This window comes from Mycobacterium canetti CIPT 140010059, assembly GCF_000253375.1.
Taxonomy (GTDB): Bacteria; Actinomycetota; Actinomycetes; order Mycobacteriales; family Mycobacteriaceae; genus Mycobacterium; species Mycobacterium tuberculosis.
Genome location: NC_015848.1, coordinates 2,211,350 through 2,231,359, shown reverse-complemented (window position 1 = coordinate 2,231,359; position 20,010 = coordinate 2,211,350). Strand labels below are relative to the sequence as shown.

The window sequence follows — 20,010 nt, the reverse complement described above, 5'->3', positions numbered from 1 at the left end:
CCGGCGCCTGCGGTGGCGCTTCAGGCGTATATCACAGTACTACCAAGATACTTCAATGTTTACAAGTACCGATTTTCATGGGGATTTGTCCATCATATGGCGCTATCATGTGCGTATTAACTATGGACATGATGCCTGGTTGGCGGGTAACCTCGCACAGGTCAGCCGTTCACGTCCAGTAAGGAGCGGACATGTCCGTCGGCGGGGTCAGTCCGGTCGATCGCCGATCGGACGGGCAACGCTGCCAGCGGCCCCGGGAGTTCGAATACATCCGCTACGAAACGATCGACGATGGGCGCATCGCCGCGATCACCCTGGACCGCCCACAACTACGCAACGCCCAGACCCGGGGCATGCTGGTCGAGCTGGGCGCCGCATTCGAACTCGCCGAGGCTGACGACACCGTCAGGGTGGTGATCCTGCGGGCCGCCGGACCCGCCTTCTCCGCCGGTCACGACCTCGGATCGGCTGACGATATCCGGGAACGCTCGCCCGGACCGGACCAGCACCCCAGCTACCGGTGCAACGGGGCAAGTTTCGGCGGGGTCGAGTCACGCAACCGCCAGGAGTGGCACTACTACTTCGAAAACACCAAGCGGTGGCGCAACCTGCGCAAGATCACCATCGCCCAGGTGCACGGGGCGGTGTTGTCGGCGGGGTTGATGCTGGCCTGGTGCTGCGATCTGATCGTCGCCAGCGAGGACACCGTGTTCGCCGACGTGGTCGGCACCCGGCTGGGCATGTGCGGGGTCGAGTACTTCGGCCATCCGTGGGAGTTCGGGCCGCGCAAGACCAAGGAACTGCTGCTCACCGGCGACTGCATAGACGCCGACGAGGCCCACGCGCTGGGGATGGTCAGCAAGGTGTTTCCCGTTGACGAACTCGCCACCAGCACAATCGAATTCGCGCGTCGAATCGCGAAGGTACCGACGATGGCCGCACTGCTGATCAAGGAATCGGTGAACCAAACCGTCGATGCCATGGGGTTTTCCGCCGCACTGGACGGTTGCTTCAAGATTCACCAGCTCAATCACGCGCACTGGGGCGAAGTCACCGGCGGCAAGCTGTCCTACGGAACGGTCGAGTACGGACTGGAGGATTGGCGTGCCACACCGCAGATCCGGCCCGCGATCAAGCAGCGGCCCTGAGGCCGGGGCGCGTCGTGGACATCAGCTACCCACCCGAAGCGGAAGCGTTCCGCGGTCGGATCCGAGCCTTCCTGACCGAGCACCTGCCGCCCGGCTGGTCGGGACCCGGGGCGCTGCCGCCCGACGAGCGGGAAGAGTTCGCACGGCACTGGCGGCGGACCCTGGCCGGCGCTGGCCTGATTGCGGTGTCCTGGCCGGCGGAATACGGGGGTGGTGGCCTGTCCCCGATCGATCAGGTGGTGCTTGCCGAGGAGTTCGCCCACGCCGGCGCGCCCGAACGCGCGGAAAACGACCTGCTCGGAATCGACCTGTTGGGCAACACCCTGATCGCCCTGGGGTCCGAGGAGCAAAAGCGGCATTTCCTGCCGCGCATCCTGGCCGGTACGCATCGGTGGTGCCAGGGATTCTCCGAGCCGGAGGCGGGCTCCGACCTGGCCTCCGTGCGCACCAGGGCGGTGCTCGACGGTGACGAATGGGTGATCAACGGCCACAAGATCTGGACGTCGGCCGCCGCCACCGCGAACTGGATCTTCCTGCTGGCGCGCACGGATCCCAGCGCTGCGAAACACCGGGGCCTGTCGTTTCTGCTGGTGCCCATGGACCAGCCCGGCGTGGTGGTTCGGCCGATCGTCAACGCGGCCGGGCACTCCTCGTTCAGCGAGGTCTTCCTGGCCGATGCCCGCACCAGCGCCGGCAATGCCGTCGGCAAGGTCGGCGACGGCTGGTCGACCGCCCTGACGCTGCTCGGTTTCGAACGCGGGTCGCACATCACCACCGCGGCCATCGATTTTGAGCGGGACCTGCAGCGGCTGTGCGAGCTGGCCCGTGACCGCGGATTACACACCGATCCACGGGTACGAGACGGCTTGGCGTGGTGCTATGCCCGGGTTCAGATCATGCGGTATCGGGGCTACCGTGACCTCACCCTGGCCTTGACCGGACGGCCGCCCGGCGCGGAAGCCGCGATCACGAAGGTCATCTGGAGCGAATATTTCCGCCGGTACACCGATCTCGCCGTCGAAATCCTGGGGCTCGAGGCGCTGGGCCCGCGGGGGCCCGGCAACGGCGGTGCGCGGCTGGTCCCGGAGGCGGGTACGCCAAACTCCCCGGCCTGCTGGATGGATGAGCTGCTCTACGCACGGGCCGCGACGATCTATGCCGGCAGCTCGCAGATCCAGCGCAACGTGATCGGCGAGCGACTGCTCGGCCTCCCCAAGGAGCCGCGGCCCGAAGTGCTCTGCTGACGTGGACTTCCGATACAGCACCGAACAAGACGATTTCCGCGCCTCGCTGCGCGGCTTCCTTGGCCGGGGCGCGCCCGTGCGGGAGATGGCTGCCGCGGACGGATCCGACCGCAGGCTGTGGCAACGGCTTTGCACCGAGCTCGAATTACCCGCGCTGCACGTCCCGCCGGAGCACGGCGGATTGGGTGCCACCTTAGTCGAGACCGCGATCGCGTTTGCCGAACTCGGCCGGGCGCTCACCCCAATTCCCTTTGCGGCCACGGTGTTTGCGATCGAAGCGATTCTGCGCATGGGCGACGACGAGCAGCGCAAGCGCCTGCTCGCCGGTCTGCTTACCGGCGCGCGGATCGGAACGATCGCCGTCAGTGGCCACGACGTCGCGTCGGCTACCACCGTTCGGGCCGTTCGGCGCGACGGTCGGCCCGCACTCACCGGTGAGTGCACCCCGGTGCTGCACGGTCACGTCGCAGACCTGTTCGTGGTGCCCGCGGTGGCCGACGGGTCGATCGTTCTGCACGTCGTGGCCGCCGACGCCCCCGGGGTGACCGTCACACCGTTGCCCTCGTTTGACATCACCCGTCCGGTCGCCACGCTCCGGCTGGCGGGGTCCCCCGCCGAGCCGCTGACCGCCGGGACACCCGACGACATGGAGCGGGTGCTCGACGTGGCCCGGGTGCTGTTGGCTGCCGAGATGCTGGGCGGCGCCGAGGCCTGTCTTGACCTGGCGGTCCAATATGCCCGGAGCCGAAAACAATTCGATCGACCGATCGGCTCGTTCCAGGCGGTCAAGCACGCCTGCGCCGACATGATGATCGAGATCGACGCCACCCGGGCGACCGTGATGTTCGCCGCGATGAGCGCGGCCAACGGTGACGAACTCCAGACGGTCGCGCCGCTGGCGAAGGCGCAGACCGCGGAAACCTTTGTGTTATGCGCCGGCTCCGCTCTTCAGATCCACGGTGCCATCGCCTTCACGTGGGAGCACGACCTGCACCTGTATTACCGCCGGGCCAAGACCTCCGAGGCGCTTTTCGGCAGCAGCGCTCGAAATCGTGCGCTGCTCGCCGAACGCGCGGGGCTTGTGAAAGCCTAGGCGCCCAGCGCGGCCAGCGCCGCTTCGTAGTTGGGTTCTTGCGCGATTTCCGGCACCAATTCCGTATAGGCGACGTTGCCGTCCGCGCCGATCACCACAATTGCGCGGGCGAGCAGCCCGGCCATCGGCCCGTCGGCGATGGTCACGCCGTAATCCTCGCCGAAGCTGTCCCGGAATGCCGACGCGGGCATGACGTTTTCGGTGCCCTCGGCGCCGCAGAAGCGCTTCTGGGCGAATGGCAGATCCTTCGAGACACACAGCACGGTAGCGCCACTTGCCGCCGCACGCTCGTCGAAGGTTCGCACACTCGTCGCGCACACCGGTGTGTCCACGGATGGAAAGATGTTCAGCAACACGGACTTACCCCGGAACTGGTCGCTGCTGATCACCTCCAGATCGCCCCCGGTCAGGGTGAAGGCCGGGGCCGGGGATCCGACAGCAGGTAGCTCACCGACGGTATTGATCGCGTTTCCTCGCAGGGTTATCTGTGCCATGGGCACAGTCTGCCAAGACCGGTGCACGGTCTTTCGGGCAGGGCTGCGCCGCCGGCGTGTCCTAATCTGTGCGGTGTGTGGCGTGGACGCCAGGCCAGCGCCTGGCCAACACTGGCATTCATGGCGCGAAGAGTGGTTATCGTGGGATTCCCCGGCGACCCCGTCGACACCGTGATCCTGCCCGGTGGCGCCGGAGTCGATGCCGCACGGTCCGAACCGGCCCTCATCGACTGGGTCAAAGCCGTCTCCGGCACCGCCCGCCGCGTCGTCACCGTGTGCACGGGCGCGTTTCTTGCGGCCGAAGCGGGGTTGTTGGGACGGACACCGAGCGACGACGCACTGGGCCTTTGCCGAACATTTCGCCCGCGAATTTCCGGCCGTTCGGGTCGATGCCGACCCGATCTTCATGCGCAGTTCGCAGAAGGTGTGGACCGCGGCTGGAGTCACCGCCGGCATCGACCTCGCGCTGGCACTGGTCGAAGACGACCACGGCACCGAGATTGCCCAGACGGTTGCCCGCTGGCTCGTCCTGTATCTGCGCCGACCCGGTGGGCAGACCCAGTTCGCGGCTCCGGTGTGGATGCCACGCGCCAAACGGACCTCGATCCGCCGGGTGCAGGAGGCCATCGAGGCCGAGCCGGGGGCGCGCACCGCATCGGCGAACTGGCTCAACGTGCGGCCATGAGCCCGCGTCATTTCACTCGGGTGTTCAGCGACGAGGTCGGCGAGGCGCCCGGCCGGTACGTCGAACGCATCCGCACCGAGGCTGCGCGCCGCCAGTTGGAGGAGACCCACGACACCGTGGTGGCAATTGCCGCCCGATGCGGCTTCGGGACCGCGGAAACCATGCGCCGCAGCTTCATTCGCCGCGTCGGGATATCACCCGACCAATACCGCAAAGCCTTCGCCTGACACTAGGGAGAACACCGATGACGCAAATCGCATTCGTGGCCTACCCCGGCGTTACCGCGCTGGACGTGGTCGGCCCGTACGAGGTGCTGCGAAACCTGCCGCACGCCCAGGTGCGGTTCGTGTGGCTCCGGGGCCGGCGCGCGACCTCGCATTGGCTGACGCTTCCCGCGCTCAAGGCATTCGGCGCTATCCCGGTCGCCGACGAGCGGATTGTGCACCAGGACAACATTGTCACGAGCGCGGGCGTGTCCGCCGGGCTCGATCTCGCCCTCTGGCTGGCCGGACAGCTGGGCGGGGAGGCCCGGGCCAAGGCGATTCAGCTGGCGATCGAGTACGACCCGCAGCCGCCGTTCGACTCCGGTCACATGTCGAAGGCGTCGCCGACCACCAAAGCCGCCGCGACCGCGCTGCTGTCCAAGGACAGCGCCAAACCGGCCAATCTGACGGCCGCAACGCTGCTCGCCTGGGAGCGGGCGCTGGCTGCTGTGCAGTCGCGACGGCGCAAGCGGCAGCCCGTTGGCGCGCAGGCACGTCGCCCGTAGACTCCCGCGGCGTGGCTGATGTCCCGTTGGACGCGCAAGAACGCTTGGAGCTCTGTGATCTCCTTGAGGAGCTCGGTCCTGCGGTTGCTACACTGATCGAGGGCTGGACTGCTCACGACCTGGCCGCTCACATCGTGCTGCGTGAACGCGATCTCGTTGCTGGCCTTTGCATCGTTCTACCGGGTCCCTTCCAGCGGTTTGCCGAACGCCGTAGAGCGAGATTGGCTCAGAGTAAAGACTTCACGTGGCTCGTCGCTCGGATTCGGTCCGGTCCACCGATGGGGTTCTTCCGCATCGGATGGGTTCGTACCTTGGCGAACCTCAACGAATTCTTTGTCCATCACGAGGACGTTCGCCGCGCCAGCGGACGAGGGCCCCGAAGCCTCACGCCCGAAATGGATGCTGCCCTATGGCGAAATGTTCGGCGCGGCAGCCACTTCCTGAGTCGGCGGCTGCACGGTTGCGGGCTTGAGATCGAGTGGGTTGGAACCGGTAAGCGGGTGAGGGTCCGGTCAGGCGAGCCGACGGCTCGCCTGACCGGACCGCCCGGCGAGTTGCTGCTGTACGTCTTTGGACGCCGAGCCGTAGCGCGGGTCGAAGTGAGCGGACCACTGGAAGCCATTGCGGCAGTTCATCGAACGCATTTCGGCATGTGATTCCATCAGGTATCGGCCCTGCGTCGCGCGAAAGGGGATCACGAATGAGCGTGTTGGACCTGTTCGACTTGCACGGCAAGAGGGCGCTGATAACCGGGGCATCCACCGGCATCGGCAAGAGAGTTGCCCTGGCATACGTCGAAGCCGGGGCTCAAGTGGCGATCGCCGCACGGCATTTGGATGCCTTAGAGAAGTTGGCGGATGAGATTGGCACATCAGGTGGCAAGGTCGTGCCCGTCTGCTGCGATGTGAGCCAGCACCAGCAGGTGACCAGCATGTTGGATCAGGTGACCGCGGAGCTGGGTGGGATCGACATCGCGGTCTGCAACGCCGGCATCATCACGGTCACTCCGATGCTGGACATGCCGCTGGAAGAGTTCCAGCGCCTCCAAAACACCAATGTGACAGGCGTCTTCCTTACCGCGCAGGCCGCTGCCAAGGCGATGGTCAAACAAGGCCAAGGCGGGGTCATCATCAACACTGCTTCCATGTCAGGCCACATCATCAACGTCCCGCAGCAGGTTTCCCACTACTGCGCCTCCAAGGCGGCGGTCATTCATCTAACCAAAGCCATGGCCGTGGAGTTGGCGCCGCATAAAATCCGGGTGAACAGTGTCAGTCCGGGCTATATCCTGACCGAGCTCGTCGAACCGTACACGGAATACCAGCCGCTATGGGAGCCCAAGATTCCGTTGGGCCGGTTGGGCCGGCCCGAAGAACTCGCTGGCCTCTACCTGTATCTGGCTAGCGAGGCTTCCAGCTATATGACCGGTTCCGACATCGTGATTGATGGTGGATACACCTGCCCCTAAACGTCACTGAACGACACACGGACGGCCGAATCGGGCATGCACACCCGGTGAAAACAGGGCGCGCAACCGATCGCCAGTGGGTTGCACGCCACTTGCGTCGATCAACTCGTCGTTCAACTCGGCGATCTCCGCGGCCCGCAACGGCCACGGCTTATGCTCGTTCGGCACCCACCAAGTCCGGCCAGCCTTGCGGGTATGCGCACCCCACCGTGCGGTAAGCCAGACTTCCAGCGGCGTCGGCTCAACCAGGTCACCGATGGTGATCGTCAATAGGCTGCGCAGTCCGCGCCGTGGCCAGCGGCGGACACTGTGATACGTAATGTGCTTACCAGAGCGCATCATCCGCATCCTCGCCCAGGCGTAAGGGATGCCGAGTCCTATCCGCGTGAGCGGTACGACAGTCAGTCGAGCTGTTTCCAGCGACCGGAAAAGCACCCCGTGCCGGCCGGCGTTATCAATGGAGTACAACCGGACATTGGTCTCCGGGAAGGTGCCGACATACGGGATCGGCAGTGCGGTGCCGAGTTTGGTGCTGCTCATGCGAAACGGGACCAGACCCACGTAGGTCATCCCATCGGCGAAGACATCGGGGCGGGTCCCGGGCGGGTAGCTGCCTGCCACGCTCTCCGGCAGCACCGGCCAGTGGATGAAGGTCAGGTCAGTCCAGCGCTGGTCGAAGATCACCGGGCGGGGCAGCGCCGGCGGCGTCACCGGGTAACCCGCGAGCGCGCGGCTCTCACCGGGTTCGGCGCCCGACGGGCCGGGTATGGCGGTCACCACACCATCCTGACATGCGGTTTGGCTCCCTTGCGCTGGTCGCCTACGACTCGGCCATCAAGCATTCATGGCCACGCCCGTCGTCGGTGCGCCGGCTACGGATGTGAACGGCATCGTCTGCCCCACTATCGAATCTGGAGTTAGCAACGGGTCATTTGCGGCTTAAGGTAATGACGTCGGCGAGGTTCGAACCAGGTAATCGCCCCAACAAGTAGTGGAGGTAGGGACCAATGAAGCTCACCACAATGATCAAGACGGCAGTAGCGGTCGTGGCCATGGCTGCCATCGCGACCTTTGCGGCACCGGTCGCGTTGGCTGCCTATCCCATCACCGGAAAACTTGGCAGTGAGCTAACGATGACCGACACCGTTGGCCAAGTCGTGCTCGGCTGGAAGGTCAGTGATCTCAAATCCAGCACCGCAGTCATCCCCGGCTATCCGGTGGCCGGCCAGGTCTGGGAGGCCACTGCCACGGTCAATGCGATTCGCGGCAGCGTCACGCCCGCGATCTCGCAGTTCAATGCCCGCACCGCCGACGGCATCAACTACCGGGTGCTGTGGCAAGCCGCGGGTCCCGACACCATTAGCGGAGCCACTATCCCCCAAGGCGAACAATCGACCGGCAAAATCTACTTCGATGTCACCGGCCCATCGCCAACCATCGTCGCGATGAACAACGGCATGGAGGATCTGCTGATTTGGGAGCCGTAGATCGTAGCTAATGCACGCCCAGGCGACCGCTGAGGTATTGGGCGCGGCAGGCCTGGCGAGCCAGCTTCCCGCTGGTGGTGCGTGGAATGGCGCCGGCCGGCAGGAAACTCAGGTCCGCAACGGATAACCCGTGGCGGTTGCAAACCGCTGCGCGAATCGCGTCGAGCGCCGGCCGCGGGTCGCTGCGACTGGTGCCTGCCGCGCGTTCGGCGATGATCACCAGTCGCTGATTGCGGTCGTCCCCGTCGCTGGCCGGCACCGTGAAAGCGGTTATGTATCCGCGCCGCACCATCGGCGAGGCCTCGGCGGCCGTGGCCTCGATGTCCTGCGGATAGTGGTTGCGGCCGTCGATGGTCAGCAGATCCGCGATTCGACCGGTGATGTAGAGCTCACCGTCGAGGTACACGCCGAGGTCTCCGGTGCGCAGCCAGGTGTCGTCGATCGCGGACCCGTCGGCGTGGCTGCCTTCGGCGAGCGGTGATTGCAAGCGGGCACCGAACGTCATCCGCGTTTCTTCCGGCCGTCCCCAATACCCCCGAGCAACGTTGTCGCCTTGTAACCAAACCTCACCGATCTCACCGTCGGGCAGTTCGGCGCCCGCCTCGGGGCCGGTATCCGGGTCGACGATCACGGCCCACAGGCTGCGGGCCACATGGCCACACGACACGTGCACGACGGCGTTGGGCGCATCCGGCGCGACGCGCGTCGCGTGTCCGGCGCCCAACTGCTCCCGGTCAAGATAAACAACCGTCGGCTCAGCGGCATGGTCGATGGTCGCGACGAGCAGGGTCGCCTCGGCTATGCCGTACGAGGGTTTGAACGCTGTACGCGGTAAACCATAGGGCGCGAACGCTTTGTTGAACGTGGTCACCGCATCGATGCTGACTGGTTCGGAACCGATGATCAGCACGACATTGCTGAGGTCGACGTCGTCGCCTTGCGCGGGTAGTCCACGCTGTGCGGCCCACTCGTAGGCGAAGTTTGGCGCCGCGGTGACCACGCGTCCGGTCCGCGACCCCTCGGACAACGCCTGGATCCATCGCAGTGGCCTGCGGACAAACGCCGTGGGCGACATCAGGGTTGAGTGTCCGCCATAGACCGCCGGAAAGCCGATCATGGATAGGCCCATGTCGTGGTACAGCGGTAACCAACTGACGCCGTGGGTGTTTCGGTTGAGCAGGTCGATCGACAGGATCATTTGCACCAGGTTGGTGCCGACCGCGCGGTGGGTGATCTCGACACCGACCGGGGGTCGCGTCGAGCCCGAGGTGTACTGCAGGTGGGATACGGCGTCGATGTCCAGCTCGACCGGGACGAACAGCTCCCCCTCGCGGTCGGGTATTTGATCGATGACGAGGACTGTCGGCTTTCGCAGGCGCGGAACGTTGTTCAGAAAACCTTCAACGGCGTTTTTCGCCGCCGCCGTCGTGAGTATGACCGCTGGCTCCGAATCGCGAAGTGCCGTATCAAGACGCTCGGCGTGACCCGGCAGTTCGGGTGCGAACAACGGCACCGCGACGGTGCCTGCCTTGATTGCAGCGTAGAACCCGCAAACATAGTCGATGCCCTGTGGTGCGAGGATCGCAACGCGGTCGCCGGGGCCTGCGAACCGTTGCACGTGTGCACCTATGGCCGCTAATCGCATACCGAATTGCGTCCAGGTCACTTCCAGGGCGCATCCGGCGGCCGAACGGGCGTGGTCCAGGTAGCGATACGCCACGAGGTCGCCGACATACTTGATGTTGCGCTCGATGAGCGAGATCAGCGTGGTGCCTGCCGGCAATGCGATGCCGCCGTCAGCATCCAGGCAGTCCTCGATTTGTAGTAGGCCGCTACGAACCCTGAGTTCCTGCCGGGAGCCGTCATTCATAACCGCAGTCTATGCACCCACGCTTATCGTGCGTATGAGGCGCGGCCCCGCATTGGTCGGACCCGAGTGCGCAACCGGGCTCCACTAGAGTCCGAACCAAACCACCCCCGACACAGCCGTCCGCTAGGCGTCGAGGCAGGCACACTAGGAGCAGTCATGGACCCGGCCGACGTCATCAACCCGACTTCCACCCGCGACGCCGCGCTCGCCCGAGTGCTCGCATACCGACAGCGGGTACGGGCCAGGCCGCTACTGATTCGCGCGACACTCGCTGTGGTCGGTGGCGGGCTATTCGTCGTATCCCTGCCGATGATCGTGCTGCTCCCCGAACTCGGCATCCCGGCCCTGCTGGTCGCGTTTCGACTGCTCGCGGTCGAGGCGCAGTGGGCTGTGCGCGCCTACGCCTGGACCGACTGGCGATTCACCCAGCTGCGAGAGTGGTTCCATCGCCAGGTACTGGTTACCCGCGCGGCTATCCTGGTTGGTCTGTTCTTGGCGGCCGTCGCTCTCGTCTGGCTACTCGTTTACGAGTTCTAGCCCGTCGGGCTCGCGCTCGCGGCATAACGGGAGCAGTTATGCACCCGAGGCCGCCTGCTCATGACGCGGTTCGCTATAGGGCGCACCGAAATGCGGCACTTCCAGGGGGTCATCGCGACGTGCTGCCACGACGGCGCTGTTCAGCAGCGCAGCCAGCCCTGCGAACGAGCCAATATCGAACAACAGTAGCGTCAGCAAGCGGTTATGCACATATCCGAATGCGCTGCCGGTCTCCGGGTCGGCCCATCCGATCGTGCCACCGAGCCCGATGTGGCCGTACCCCTCCAGCAGCCCAGGCACCGGAGACGATTGGTAACCCTGGTGGTAGGTAAAAGGAAGACCGAGATTAAGGTCCGGCCATAGCTCGGACTTCCCCGTCAATCCACGTACCGCCTGCGACGACAGCAGTCGGGTGCCGTCGATCACACCGTCATTGGCCAACGCCCCATACGTCTTGGCCAGGGCGCGCGCGGTCACAACGCCGTTGACCGCCGGAACCTCACCGTCGAGGAACGGCATATCGTCTTGCAGCAACGACAGGATGCCCGGGAAGTAGACGGCGCCGAGCAGCCCGGAGAACGACAGCCCCGCAACCTTTGGTGCGATGAAATCGAGCAGTGGGGTGGGGACCTTGGCTTGGGGCAGAAGTGTCTGTGCCGCCTTGGTAGGCGAGTCGGCCGGTGGCCGGCCGAGATGAATACCATCGGTGTTCAGCGGGCGAGCGAGTTCTTCGCGGAACAGTTCACGCATGCCTTTGCCGGTCACTGCACGAGCCAAGCCGGACAGCAGCCATCCGTAAGTCACCGCATGGTAAGCCAACTTCCCGTGCTGGCGGTCTAGCGGCGCAGCCGCCAACTTCTGCTCCATCAGGAGGTGGTCCATGACCTCGTCCTTGTCCACCCCCTTGAGGTGCGCCAGTCCGGACCGATGTCGCAACACATCGCTGACGGTGACCTCAGACTTGCCGTTAGCTCCGAACTCGGGCCAGTACTCCGCGACCGGCGCGTCGTAGGACAAAAGGCCGCGATCGACCAAACGGTGAATCACCGTTGCGGCCAACCCTTTGGTCGCGGAGAACACCATTGCCCCGGTATCGGCCGTCCAGGGTACTTTGCCCTGCCGATCGGACCACCCCGTCCAGACATCGACGACCTGGCGACCGTCGATATAAACCGACAGTGCCCCACCCCCGAACTTGCGGCCGGGGTACAGCCCAGCAAAGGCACGGATGACTCCGGTGAAACGGGAGTCGCAGGCACCTTGCACGCCGGAGGGTAGGCCATTGTCAGTTGTGAGGAGTGACGGTGGTTGCGCCATACCGTGAATGATTGCAGCCTGGGTACCGGCGGCCAACCGCGGTAGCCCCGCTACATCCAAAGGCGCCCCAGCGCATCGGCCATGGCCACCGGGTCCGGCTTGTCGGTGTTGCAGCTGATGGCCACCGAGGTCCGTCGGTCACTGCTGATGTGGAATGCCGTGACGAATCCGGCCCAGGCGCCCGCGTGGTCGAGTGTTCCGTCGGCGCGCGACACGATTCCGGCGCCGTAGCGGTCGCCGCCACCGGGTTCGGTTTCCACCGCACCGGCAAGTTGTGCTTCGAGCAGTTTCAGGCCGCCGACGCTTCCTGTCCGGTAGTTGTCCGCCCACCGGGCCAGTTGGCTAGGCGTGGTCTGGATGCCACCGTCGCCGATCTGCTCCCAGGCCGGATTGCCCACCCGGTACTCGGACCGGTTTCCACCAGTGCCCTTCTCATATGACACGGCTTTGTTGGGAACCTTCCCGACCGGATCCACCACCATGGCCAGACCAAGCGGTTGAAAGATCTCGGCGCTGAGGAACTCAGGCAGCGGTTGTCCCGATGCGCGGTGGACAATCTCGCCGAGCAGCAAGTAGTTGGAGTTGGAGTAATCGAACCTGGTGCCAGGCTTGAATTGCAGCTCCGGGGCGGCCGCTAACGCCTGCCGGGCTTCGGCCTCGATGGTGCGGTCGCTGACCTGATACCCCCTGGCTGCCAGCAATGCGACGTAATCAGGGATGCCGCTGGTTTGATGCATGAGCTGCTCGACGGTGACGGTTTGGGCCCAGTCGGGTAGCTCGGGTACGTATTGGGATATCGGGTCGTCGAGTGTTAGCTTTCCGGCTTCGACGAGCAGCAGGATCGCGGTGGCGGTGAACTGCTTGGACACCGACGCGATGTCGAACACGGTGTCCGTGGTGATCTTGGCGCCGGTTGCCAGATCCGCAATGCCGCGAACGCCTGACCAGATAACTTTCCCCTCGACTCCTACCGCGGCCGAACAACCTGGCTCGTCGGCATTGATGGCGCCGTCCAGTACGTCCTGACTGCTGGCCTTGATGTGGGGCGTGTATGTGGTGCTCGCCGCTGTGCGTGTCGTGTGCTGGCCGGTGCAGCCGCCGAGCAGCAATGTGGCGGCGAGCAGTCCCAGCATGCGTCGGATCGAGGCCGTTACAGTCGAATCCATCTGTTCAACATCTATCTTTCGCGCTAGTCCGGGCCGCAAATTCGTGCGCACGAGATTACGCTGCTCACGCGGATTGCCCGGGAGCGCGGGCCGGCGTCGGCAGCATCGCGGTGACTGCCGAATCGCGCACGGGTTGCCGTCGAGAAACAAACCCATAATGTTTCGTCGGCATCGAATTTGCTCAGCGTTCAGTTCAGCAGGCAACCATTCAGTTCCCATCCCCCTTCCATCCGGCGCATGCTGGCACGACCAAGGGCTGACGAAGGGCTTACATGGTGCGACTCATACCGTCGCTGTTGGCAATGGCAACCGTGCTCGGTGGCGTCATCGGCTGCTCGGCCCACCAACCCCCGACCCCAGCGTCCGGCTGTCGTCAGCTCGACGCGTCTCTGAAGTGGCACCACGGAGTTCGTGAATTCCTGCAGTCGGCGATCGATGCCAACAGCAGGTGCACCGGCACCGCGGACGGTTCTGCGCGCAAGGTCGCCATCTTTGACTGGGACAACACCGTCGTCAAGAACGACATCGGCTACGCCACGAACTACTACATGCTGCAGCACAGCCTGGTGCTGCAGCCAGCCAACCAGGATTGGCACGCCGCCAGCCGATACCTGACCGACGCGGCGGCGAACGCGCTGAGCGTGGCATGCGGCAAGGTTGTACCTGCCGGCAAGCCGCTGCCGACCGGCAGCAATGCGTTGTGCGCGAACGAGATCCTTTCCCTTCTCGACGGCGAAACCACCACGGGACAGCCGGCTTTCGTGGGTAACAACGTGCGCCGGTTGGCGGGTCCGTACGCGTGGGGCAACGCACTGTCGGCGGGCTACACCGCTGAGGAGCTCGCCGGATTCGCAGACCAGGCCAAGAAACAGAACCTTGCCGCCGATGTCGGCGCAACCCAGCAGGTCGGAACACAGCAGGTCGACGGTTACATCCGCGTCTATCCACAAATGAAAGACCTCATCGGTACTCTGCAGGCACACGGTATCGACACCTGGGTGGTGTCAGCGTCACCCGAACCGATCGTGAAGGTGTGGGCGGGCGAGGTAGGTCTAGACGATCAGCATGTCGTCGGAGTCCGCAGCGTCGCCGACCAGTCCGGGAAACTCACCGCTCACCTCGTCGGTTGCGGAGGCGTTCGCGACGGCGACGATTCAGTCATGACCTACCTTGATGGCAAACGGTGTTGGGCCAATCAGGTCATCTTCGGGGTGACCGGCCCGCAAGCCTTCAATCAGCTCGCGGCGGATCGTCGTCAAGTCCTCGCCGCCGGCGACTCGAACAGCGACGCCGCCTTCGTCGGCGACGCCACCGTGGTGTCACTCGTGATCAACCGCAACCAGGACGACCTCATGTGCCGGGCCTACGACGGCCTGTTCACCAGGGGCGGTAAGTGGGCGATCAACCCGATGTTTATCGACCCGCTACCCCAGCACGCTCCTTACGTATGCGGGGAGGCATTCATCAACCCCGACGGATCGAAACAACCGGTATTGCGCAACGACGGCACCCCAATCCCCGATCAAGTCGACTCGGTCTTCTGACTTCTGAATCAGGCCCCGGGAACGCCTCAGGGGCGCCTTAGGCGTCCGAGCGCAAGAGCCGTCCGACCAGGGATCGATTTGGATCGGCTGCGCGCTCGGCCAGCATCAGCTCGATGCCGTGTTCGATAGCGGCGGCGGCACGCTCGCGCACCCTGCGTGCGGCGTTATCGTCGGCTTGCTGCCCCATAAACTCTGTGGTGTCGATTGGCTCGCCGAACCAGTAATACTGCCGTTCGGGGCGCGGTACCGGTGTCAGTCCGACACCACGGACCAGCGCCGGACCGTCTTTGGTGCCGAGCAGCTTCTCGGCGAGGAACTGGACCGGTGCCAGCAGTGGGGATTCGTTGTCGAGCACGATGTCGATGCCGTGTTCAGCACCCACCGAAGCGAACGGCACAATCGGATAGCCGTGCTGAATTGCCAAGCGCGCGAACCCCAGCCGATTTTTCCACACCAGCTTGTAGCGCTCGTTCTTGCGCTTGTTGACCTCACGGGCGCCGCCGGGAAAGACCATGACGAGCTCGCCGCGTCGCATCAACTCCGAGGTGATCTCTCTGGTGCCTTCGACGACCCCTGTTCGTGTCAGCGCGTCGCGCCACCCCGGAATCTTGAAATGGGCGTGGTCGCCAAGGGACCGGACGATTCTCCCCCGCTCCCAGAGCTCGGCGGCCAGCAATGGCGCGTCGACCAAGCCAAGCGTGTTGTGGTTGCCAACCAGCAATGCGCGTTCGGTCGGCACATTTTCGATCCCATAGACCTTTGGTTTAATCACCTTGCGCAGCGGCGTCATGATGCGCAGCACTGCGGCGACCTCAGCCTGGGTGGGCGCACGGGGCACTGAGACGGTATCTGCGCGGGACACCTCGTGATTATGCGCCTGCTGCGGCCAGCGCGGGAACACCTTGGCTGGTCCACTACGGCCGGCACGGCCGGCTGCGCGGTAGGGTACGCGGCAGCACCATATCGGGCCGCTTCAGTTGTCGTTTCGGGAGTCGCGCATGTCGGGTCGGAAATTTTCGTTCGAGGTCACCAAGACCAGCAGCGCGCCGGCTGCAACCTTGTTTCGGCTCGTGACAGACGGTGGCAACTGGGCGACCTGGGCCAAGCCCATCGTTGCTCAATCGAGTTGGGCGCGACGCGGTGATCCCGCGCCCGGCGGCATCGGGGCCATCCGCAAACTAGGCATGTGGCCGGTGTTCGTACAGGAAGAGACCGTCGAGTATGAGCAGGACCGTCGCCACGTCTACAAGCTGGTTGGCGCGAGGACACCCGTCCAGGACTACTTCGGCGAGGTGGTCCTTACACCAAATGCATCGGGCGGTACCGATCTCCGCTGGAGTGGCTCGTTTACCGAAAAGGTTCGTGGGACGGGGCCGGTGATGCGGGCGGCGCTGGGTGGCGCGGTCAGGTTCTTCGCGGGTCAACTGGTGAAGGCGGCCGAGCGGGAGGCGGTGCGCCGGTGATTTCGCTGTATGGGCAGCGTCGGATTGGTGCCCGCGTGGTGGGCCGGGGCTAAAGCCCGAATGTTTGCCAGGAGTAAGCGCGCGATCGGAATGCATCCGGGTTGCACATAGGGTGGATTATGGCAGTGATTCAAACCAATAATCGTTCCTATTGAGCACAGTTTTGCGGGATAATTATTTCACCCAATCGCCATGGTAATCAGTGCATTTAGGTCAGTGCGGCTACGTCGGTGGTTTACATCAGACGGCCCGGATCGTGATTAAGCATAGCGTGTAAAAAAACTTTGCAGCCGCGCCCGATATGTCTATAACAAATAGATAACGGTTTCATTGCTTAGGTATACAATTCAAGATCACCGCGTAGCGTCGTGCGCTACCAGCATGTCATCGACGACGGGCGTGTGACCTTTCATCAGCACCAGGCTCACCCCGGAAGGTTGGGGAGCGATGCATTACTCGGTGTTGCCGCCGGAGGTCAACTCGGCCTTGATCTTCGCCGGGGCGGGATCCGGACCGATGCTGGCGGCGGCGTCGGCCTGGGACGGGCTTGCAACGGAATTGGCCTCGGCTGCTGCCTCTTTCGGCTCGGTGACAGCCGGGCTGGTCGGCGGGTCGTGGCAGGGTCGGTCATCGGTGGCGATGGCAGCGGCGGCAGCCCCGTATGCGGGGTGGCTGGCCGCGGCGGCGACCCAGGCCGAGCAGGCGGCCGCCCAGGCCCAGGTGATCGTGACCGAGTTCGAAGCTGCGCGGCTGACGATGGTACAACCGGCGCTGGTGGCCGCCAACCGTTCTAGCCTCGTATCGCTGGTAATGGCGAACCTTTTTGGCCAAAACGCTCCCGCGATCGCGGCCGCCGAAGCCGCATACGAGGAGATGTGGGCTCTCGATGTGTCGGCGATGGCGACCTACCACTCCGGGGCGTCGGCCGTCGCTGCGGCGCTACCGGCATTCGCCCTCCCGCTGCGGCTTCCGGCGGGTCTGGCGGCCGGGCCCGCGGCCGTGGTGACCGCGCTCACCACGGCCGCGGGCATACCGACTTTTGCGGGCCGCGCGATCGCCGCCAACCTTGGTTTGGCCAACGTTGGCGGTGGCAACCTCGGTAACGCCAACATTGGGCTCCGCAACATTGGCAACGCCAACCTTGGCAACAACAATCTGGGGTCCGGCAACTTTGGTAGCTTCAATATCGGCTCGGCCAACCTGGGTGGCAACAACATCGGTATAGGAAACGCGGGCGCCAGCAACTTCGGTCTTGCAAACCTGGGCAATTTGAACACGGGGTTCGCCAATGCGGGCATCGGCAACTTCGGAATTGCGAATACCGGCAACAACAATATCGGCATCGGCCTGACTGGAAACAACCAAATCGGCATCGGCGGACTCAATTCCGGTAACGGTAACGTCGGATTATTCAACTCGGGTAGCGCCAATATCGGCTTCTTCAACTCCGGCAACGGCAACTTTGGCATCGGGAACTCCGGTAACTTCAGCACTGGCCTGTTCAACCCCGGACACGGCAACACCGGATTCCTGAATGCGGGCTCTTTCAATACGGGCATGTTCGACGTTGGGAACGCGAACACCGGCAGCTTCAACGCAGGCCACTACAACTTCGGTGCCTTCAACCCGGGCCCGTCGAACACGGGTACCTTCAACACGGGCGGCGCCAACACCGGCTGGTTCAACACAGGAAGCATCAACACCGGCGCCTTCAACATAGGCGACATGAATAACGGCTTGTTCAACACGGGCGACATGAACAATGGTGTCTTTTACCGTGGTGTGGGCCAAGGCAGCCTGCAGTTCGCCATCACCAGCCCTGATTTGACGCTTCCGTCTCTGGAAATACCCGGAATCTCGGTTCCCGCGTTCAGCCTGCCCGCGATAACCTTGCCGTCGTTGACGATTCCGGCGGTGACGACGCCGGCCAACGTTACCGTGGGTGCGTTTGATTTGCCGGGGTTGACGGTGCCGTCGTTGACGATTCCAGCGGCGATGACGCCAGCTAACATCACGGTGGGTGCGTTTGATTTGCCGGGGTTGACGGTGCCGTCGTTGACGATTCCAGCTACAACGACACCAGCCAACATCACGGTAGGTGCGTTTAACTTGCCTCAGTTGAGTATTCCGTCGGTGACGGTTCCGCCGATCACGATTCCGGCTGGCACAGCGCTAGGTGCGTTCAATCTGCCGACGCTGAGTATTCCGTCGGTGACGGTTCCGCCGATCACGATTCCGGCTGGCACCACTGTCGGCGGATTTACGCTACCCACGATACACACCCCGTTAATAAGTACACCCCAAATAAGTATAGGCGGCTTTAGCACTCCCGGCATAGCCACGCAAGCAAATTCTGGTGTCATCAATCTTCCCACCTTTAGCCTTAACGGCATTACGATAACTAATTTGGTGGTGTTCATTCCGAATAACATCACTGCTTTGCAAACCAATATGCCCGGGGTATTCCCGCAAATTGGCGGCTTCCCTAATACGCCCCCTGCCTTTATTAATACTGGGACCATTACCGTAGGTGGAGGCCAAATCAACGGCGTCGGCTTCTCGATCGGCGCAATCAACGTCACCCCCTTCACCCTCCCCAACGTCGTCATCCAACCGTGGTCCCTCGGGGGGATCTCGGTCGACGGGTTCACCCTGCCAGAGATCAGCACCCAAGAATTCACCACTCCGGCGTTGACGATCAGTCCGATTGGTGTCGGTGCATTGAGCCTGCCGGATATCACTACTCAACAGTTCACGACCCCGGAGTTGACCATCGACCCGATCACGCTGGGTGGGTTTACGCTGCCGCAGCTCAGCATCCCGGCGATTACCACCCCGGCGTTCACGATCGATCCGATAGCGCTGGGTGGTTTCACGCTTCCTCAGATCATGACGCCCGAGATAACGACTCCACCGTTCGCCATCGACCCGATCGGACTTAGCGGTTTCACCCTCCCCCAGGTCAATATCCCGGAGATCACCACGCCAGAGTTCACCATCCAGCCGGTGGGCTTGGCGGCCTTCACCACACCCGCACTCACCATCGCCAGCATCCACCTGCCGAGCACCACCATGGGCGGATTCGCAATCCCAGCGGGGCCGGGATACTTCAACTCGAGCGCAACGCCCTCGTCGGGCTTTTTCAACGCCGGAATCGGTGGGAACTCGGGCTTCGGCAACAGCGGCTCGGGACTGTCGGGTTGGTTCAACACAAGTCCTGTTGGGCTGCTAGCCGGCTCGGGCTACCAGAACTACGGTGGTCTTATCTCCGGCTTCTCCAACGTTGGCAGCGGCATATCGGGCTTCGCCAACACCGGCACCCTGCCGTTTGCCGTGACCAGCTTGGTCTCCGGTTTGGCCAACATCGGCAACAACCTGTCGGGCCTGTTCTTCCAGAGCACCACGCCATAATCCGTGCGGACCCCGCCCCGCGGAGAGGATCACCAGCCGTAATCGCCACGATCAGATCAACGACGCCTGCGACGACCTCCACAACGATGAAATCATCGGGGGAATAATCGATTTCGGCCTTTGGCTGAGGCTCGTTCGTTGGGTTTGGCGTCGATTCCTAGAGCGGCTAAAAAGCGCCCGCCGTAAATCAGTTTGACGAGATCTATGAATCATGGCCCTATTCGGGTGATATGTATACGGCCGCGAAGATCGCCGACTAGCGTGGAGCGACACGGCGCTCGCCGACCGCGGGTTGGTGACCTGCCATGAATTCG

The 20,010-nt window shown here is 63.8% G+C and carries 18 protein-coding genes; 12 read left to right on the top strand and 6 right to left on the bottom strand.

The window, feature by feature from the left end:
* Nucleotides 1-191 precede the first annotated feature (191 nt).
* Genes MCAN_RS10175 through MCAN_RS10165 form a run of 3 tightly spaced genes read left to right on the top strand, consistent with a single transcriptional unit; the run spans nt 192 to nt 3,485 of the window.
* Nucleotides 192-1,148 carry an enoyl-CoA hydratase gene (locus tag MCAN_RS10175; RefSeq protein WP_014001019.1) on the top strand — a complete coding sequence of 319 codons (957 nt, stop codon included), beginning with the start codon at nt 192-194 and terminating at the stop codon, nt 1,146-1,148.
* Nucleotides 1,149-1,162: 14 nt separating this feature from the next.
* Entirely contained in the window at nt 1,163-2,392 is a 1,230-nt protein-coding gene (locus MCAN_RS10170; protein WP_014001018.1) for an acyl-CoA dehydrogenase, read from the top strand.
* Between the two features lies 1 nt (nt 2,393).
* The gene (locus tag MCAN_RS10165; RefSeq protein ID WP_014001017.1) at nt 2,394-3,485 is read left to right on the top strand and encodes an acyl-CoA dehydrogenase family protein; all 1,092 of its coding nucleotides are present in this window, start codon (nt 2,394-2,396) and stop codon (nt 3,483-3,485) included.
* On the opposite strand, the gene tpx is transcribed toward MCAN_RS10165, so the two are convergent.
* Nucleotides 3,482-3,979: a thiol peroxidase gene (gene tpx / locus MCAN_RS10160; protein WP_014001016.1), complete on the bottom strand. Its 498-nt coding sequence runs from the start codon at nt 3,977-3,979 to the stop codon at nt 3,482-3,484. The two genes, MCAN_RS10165 and tpx, sit on opposite strands and share 4 nt — an antisense overlap.
* 132 nt (nt 3,980-4,111) lie before the next feature.
* On the opposite strand from tpx, the gene MCAN_RS10155 reads away from it, so the two are divergent.
* The 4 genes from MCAN_RS10155 to MCAN_RS10140 are packed head-to-tail and all read left to right on the top strand — an operon-like array spanning nt 4,112 to nt 6,901.
* Nucleotides 4,112-4,891, top strand: a complete 780-nt coding sequence (locus tag MCAN_RS10155; protein ID WP_003899087.1) for an HTH-type transcriptional regulator — start codon at nt 4,112-4,114, stop codon at nt 4,889-4,891.
* Nucleotides 4,892-4,908: 17 nt separating this feature from the next.
* Nucleotides 4,909-5,433 carry a type 1 glutamine amidotransferase family protein gene (locus MCAN_RS10150; protein ID WP_003409694.1) on the top strand — a complete coding sequence of 175 codons (525 nt, stop codon included), beginning with the start codon at nt 4,909-4,911 and terminating at the stop codon, nt 5,431-5,433.
* 11 nt (nt 5,434-5,444) lie between these two features.
* On the top strand, nt 5,445-6,089 hold the full coding sequence (locus MCAN_RS10145) for a TIGR03085 family metal-binding protein (protein ID WP_003409689.1): 645 nt from the start codon (nt 5,445-5,447) through the stop codon (nt 6,087-6,089).
* Nucleotides 6,090-6,133: 44 nt separating this feature from the next.
* The gene (locus MCAN_RS10140) at nt 6,134-6,901 is read left to right on the top strand and encodes an SDR family oxidoreductase (protein ID WP_003409686.1); all 768 of its coding nucleotides are present in this window, start codon (nt 6,134-6,136) and stop codon (nt 6,899-6,901) included.
* A gap of 3 nt (nt 6,902-6,904) precedes the next feature.
* On the opposite strand, the gene MCAN_RS10135 is transcribed toward MCAN_RS10140, so the two are convergent.
* Nucleotides 6,905-7,678: a YqjF family protein gene (locus MCAN_RS10135; protein WP_014001015.1), complete on the bottom strand. Its 774-nt coding sequence runs from the start codon at nt 7,676-7,678 to the stop codon at nt 6,905-6,907.
* A 230-nt stretch (nt 7,679-7,908) separates the two neighbouring features.
* Between MCAN_RS10135 and mpt63 the strand changes: the two genes are divergently transcribed.
* Nucleotides 7,909-8,388, top strand: a complete 480-nt coding sequence (gene mpt63 / locus MCAN_RS10130; protein WP_014001014.1) for an immunoprotective protein Mpt63 — start codon at nt 7,909-7,911, stop codon at nt 8,386-8,388.
* 7 nt (nt 8,389-8,395) lie between these two features.
* Here the strand turns inward: mpt63 and fadD31 are convergent, their stop codons facing one another.
* The gene (fadD31, locus tag MCAN_RS10125) at nt 8,396-10,258 is read right to left on the bottom strand and encodes a fatty-acid--AMP ligase FAAL31/FadD31 (protein ID WP_014001013.1); all 1,863 of its coding nucleotides are present in this window, start codon (nt 10,256-10,258) and stop codon (nt 8,396-8,398) included.
* A 156-nt stretch (nt 10,259-10,414) separates the two neighbouring features.
* Here fadD31 and MCAN_RS10120 point away from each other — a divergent pair, with 156 nt between their 5' ends.
* A complete protein-coding gene (locus tag MCAN_RS10120; RefSeq protein ID WP_003900434.1) occupies nt 10,415-10,795 on the top strand; it encodes a hypothetical protein in 381 nt (126 codons plus the stop codon).
* Nucleotides 10,796-10,831: 36 nt separating this feature from the next.
* On the opposite strand, the gene lipD is transcribed toward MCAN_RS10120, so the two are convergent.
* Both lipD and MCAN_RS10110 read right to left on the bottom strand, forming a co-directional pair.
* Nucleotides 10,832-12,112 (bottom strand): lipase LipD, encoded by a 1,281-nt coding sequence (gene lipD, locus MCAN_RS10115; RefSeq protein WP_041180089.1) that lies wholly within the window; start codon nt 12,110-12,112, stop codon nt 10,832-10,834.
* A 50-nt stretch (nt 12,113-12,162) separates the two neighbouring features.
* Nucleotides 12,163-13,278, bottom strand: coding sequence for a serine hydrolase domain-containing protein (locus MCAN_RS10110; RefSeq protein ID WP_014001011.1), 1,116 nt, complete (start codon nt 13,276-13,278; stop codon nt 12,163-12,165).
* A gap of 272 nt (nt 13,279-13,550) precedes the next feature.
* Here MCAN_RS10110 and MCAN_RS10105 point away from each other — a divergent pair, with 272 nt between their 5' ends.
* Nucleotides 13,551-14,822 carry an HAD family hydrolase gene (locus tag MCAN_RS10105; RefSeq protein ID WP_014001010.1) on the top strand — a complete coding sequence of 424 codons (1,272 nt, stop codon included), beginning with the start codon at nt 13,551-13,553 and terminating at the stop codon, nt 14,820-14,822.
* A gap of 37 nt (nt 14,823-14,859) precedes the next feature.
* On the opposite strand, the gene MCAN_RS10100 is transcribed toward MCAN_RS10105, so the two are convergent.
* On the bottom strand, nt 14,860-15,723 hold the full coding sequence (locus tag MCAN_RS10100; protein ID WP_003900432.1) for a lysophospholipid acyltransferase family protein: 864 nt from the start codon (nt 15,721-15,723) through the stop codon (nt 14,860-14,862).
* A 97-nt stretch (nt 15,724-15,820) separates the two neighbouring features.
* On the opposite strand from MCAN_RS10100, the gene MCAN_RS10095 reads away from it, so the two are divergent.
* Both MCAN_RS10095 and MCAN_RS10090 read left to right on the top strand, forming a co-directional pair.
* Entirely contained in the window at nt 15,821-16,285 is a 465-nt protein-coding gene (locus MCAN_RS10095) for an SRPBCC family protein (RefSeq protein ID WP_003899082.1), read from the top strand.
* A 447-nt stretch (nt 16,286-16,732) separates the two neighbouring features.
* Nucleotides 16,733-19,696 (top strand): PPE family protein, encoded by a 2,964-nt coding sequence (locus MCAN_RS10090; protein ID WP_014001009.1) that lies wholly within the window; start codon nt 16,733-16,735, stop codon nt 19,694-19,696.
* Nucleotides 19,697-20,010 lie beyond the last annotated feature (314 nt).

Excerpts from the sequence above, each read along its gene's own strand:
- MCAN_RS10175 (WP_014001019.1), top strand. The coding sequence starts at position 192 with ATGTCCGTCGGCGGGGTCAGTCCGGTCGATCGCCGATCGGACGGGCAA.
- tpx (WP_014001016.1), bottom strand. The coding sequence starts at position 3,979 with ATGGCACAGATAACCCTGCGAGGAAACGCGATCAATACCGTCGGTGAG.
- MCAN_RS10150 (WP_003409694.1), top strand. The coding sequence starts at position 4,909 with ATGACGCAAATCGCATTCGTGGCCTACCCCGGCGTTACCGCGCTGGAC.
- MCAN_RS10140 (WP_003409686.1), top strand. The coding sequence starts at position 6,134 with ATGAGCGTGTTGGACCTGTTCGACTTGCACGGCAAGAGGGCGCTGATA.
- mpt63 (WP_014001014.1), top strand. The coding sequence starts at position 7,909 with ATGAAGCTCACCACAATGATCAAGACGGCAGTAGCGGTCGTGGCCATG.
- fadD31 (WP_014001013.1), bottom strand. The coding sequence starts at position 10,258 with ATGAATGACGGCTCCCGGCAGGAACTCAGGGTTCGTAGCGGCCTACTA.
- MCAN_RS10120 (WP_003900434.1), top strand. The coding sequence starts at position 10,415 with ATGGACCCGGCCGACGTCATCAACCCGACTTCCACCCGCGACGCCGCG.
- lipD (WP_041180089.1), bottom strand. The coding sequence starts at position 12,112 with ATGGCGCAACCACCGTCACTCCTCACAACTGACAATGGCCTACCCTCC.
- MCAN_RS10110 (WP_014001011.1), bottom strand. The coding sequence starts at position 13,278 with ATGGATTCGACTGTAACGGCCTCGATCCGACGCATGCTGGGACTGCTC.
- MCAN_RS10105 (WP_014001010.1), top strand. The coding sequence starts at position 13,551 with ATGGTGCGACTCATACCGTCGCTGTTGGCAATGGCAACCGTGCTCGGT.
- MCAN_RS10095 (WP_003899082.1), top strand. The coding sequence starts at position 15,821 with ATGTCGGGTCGGAAATTTTCGTTCGAGGTCACCAAGACCAGCAGCGCG.
- MCAN_RS10090 (WP_014001009.1), top strand. The coding sequence starts at position 16,733 with ATGCATTACTCGGTGTTGCCGCCGGAGGTCAACTCGGCCTTGATCTTC.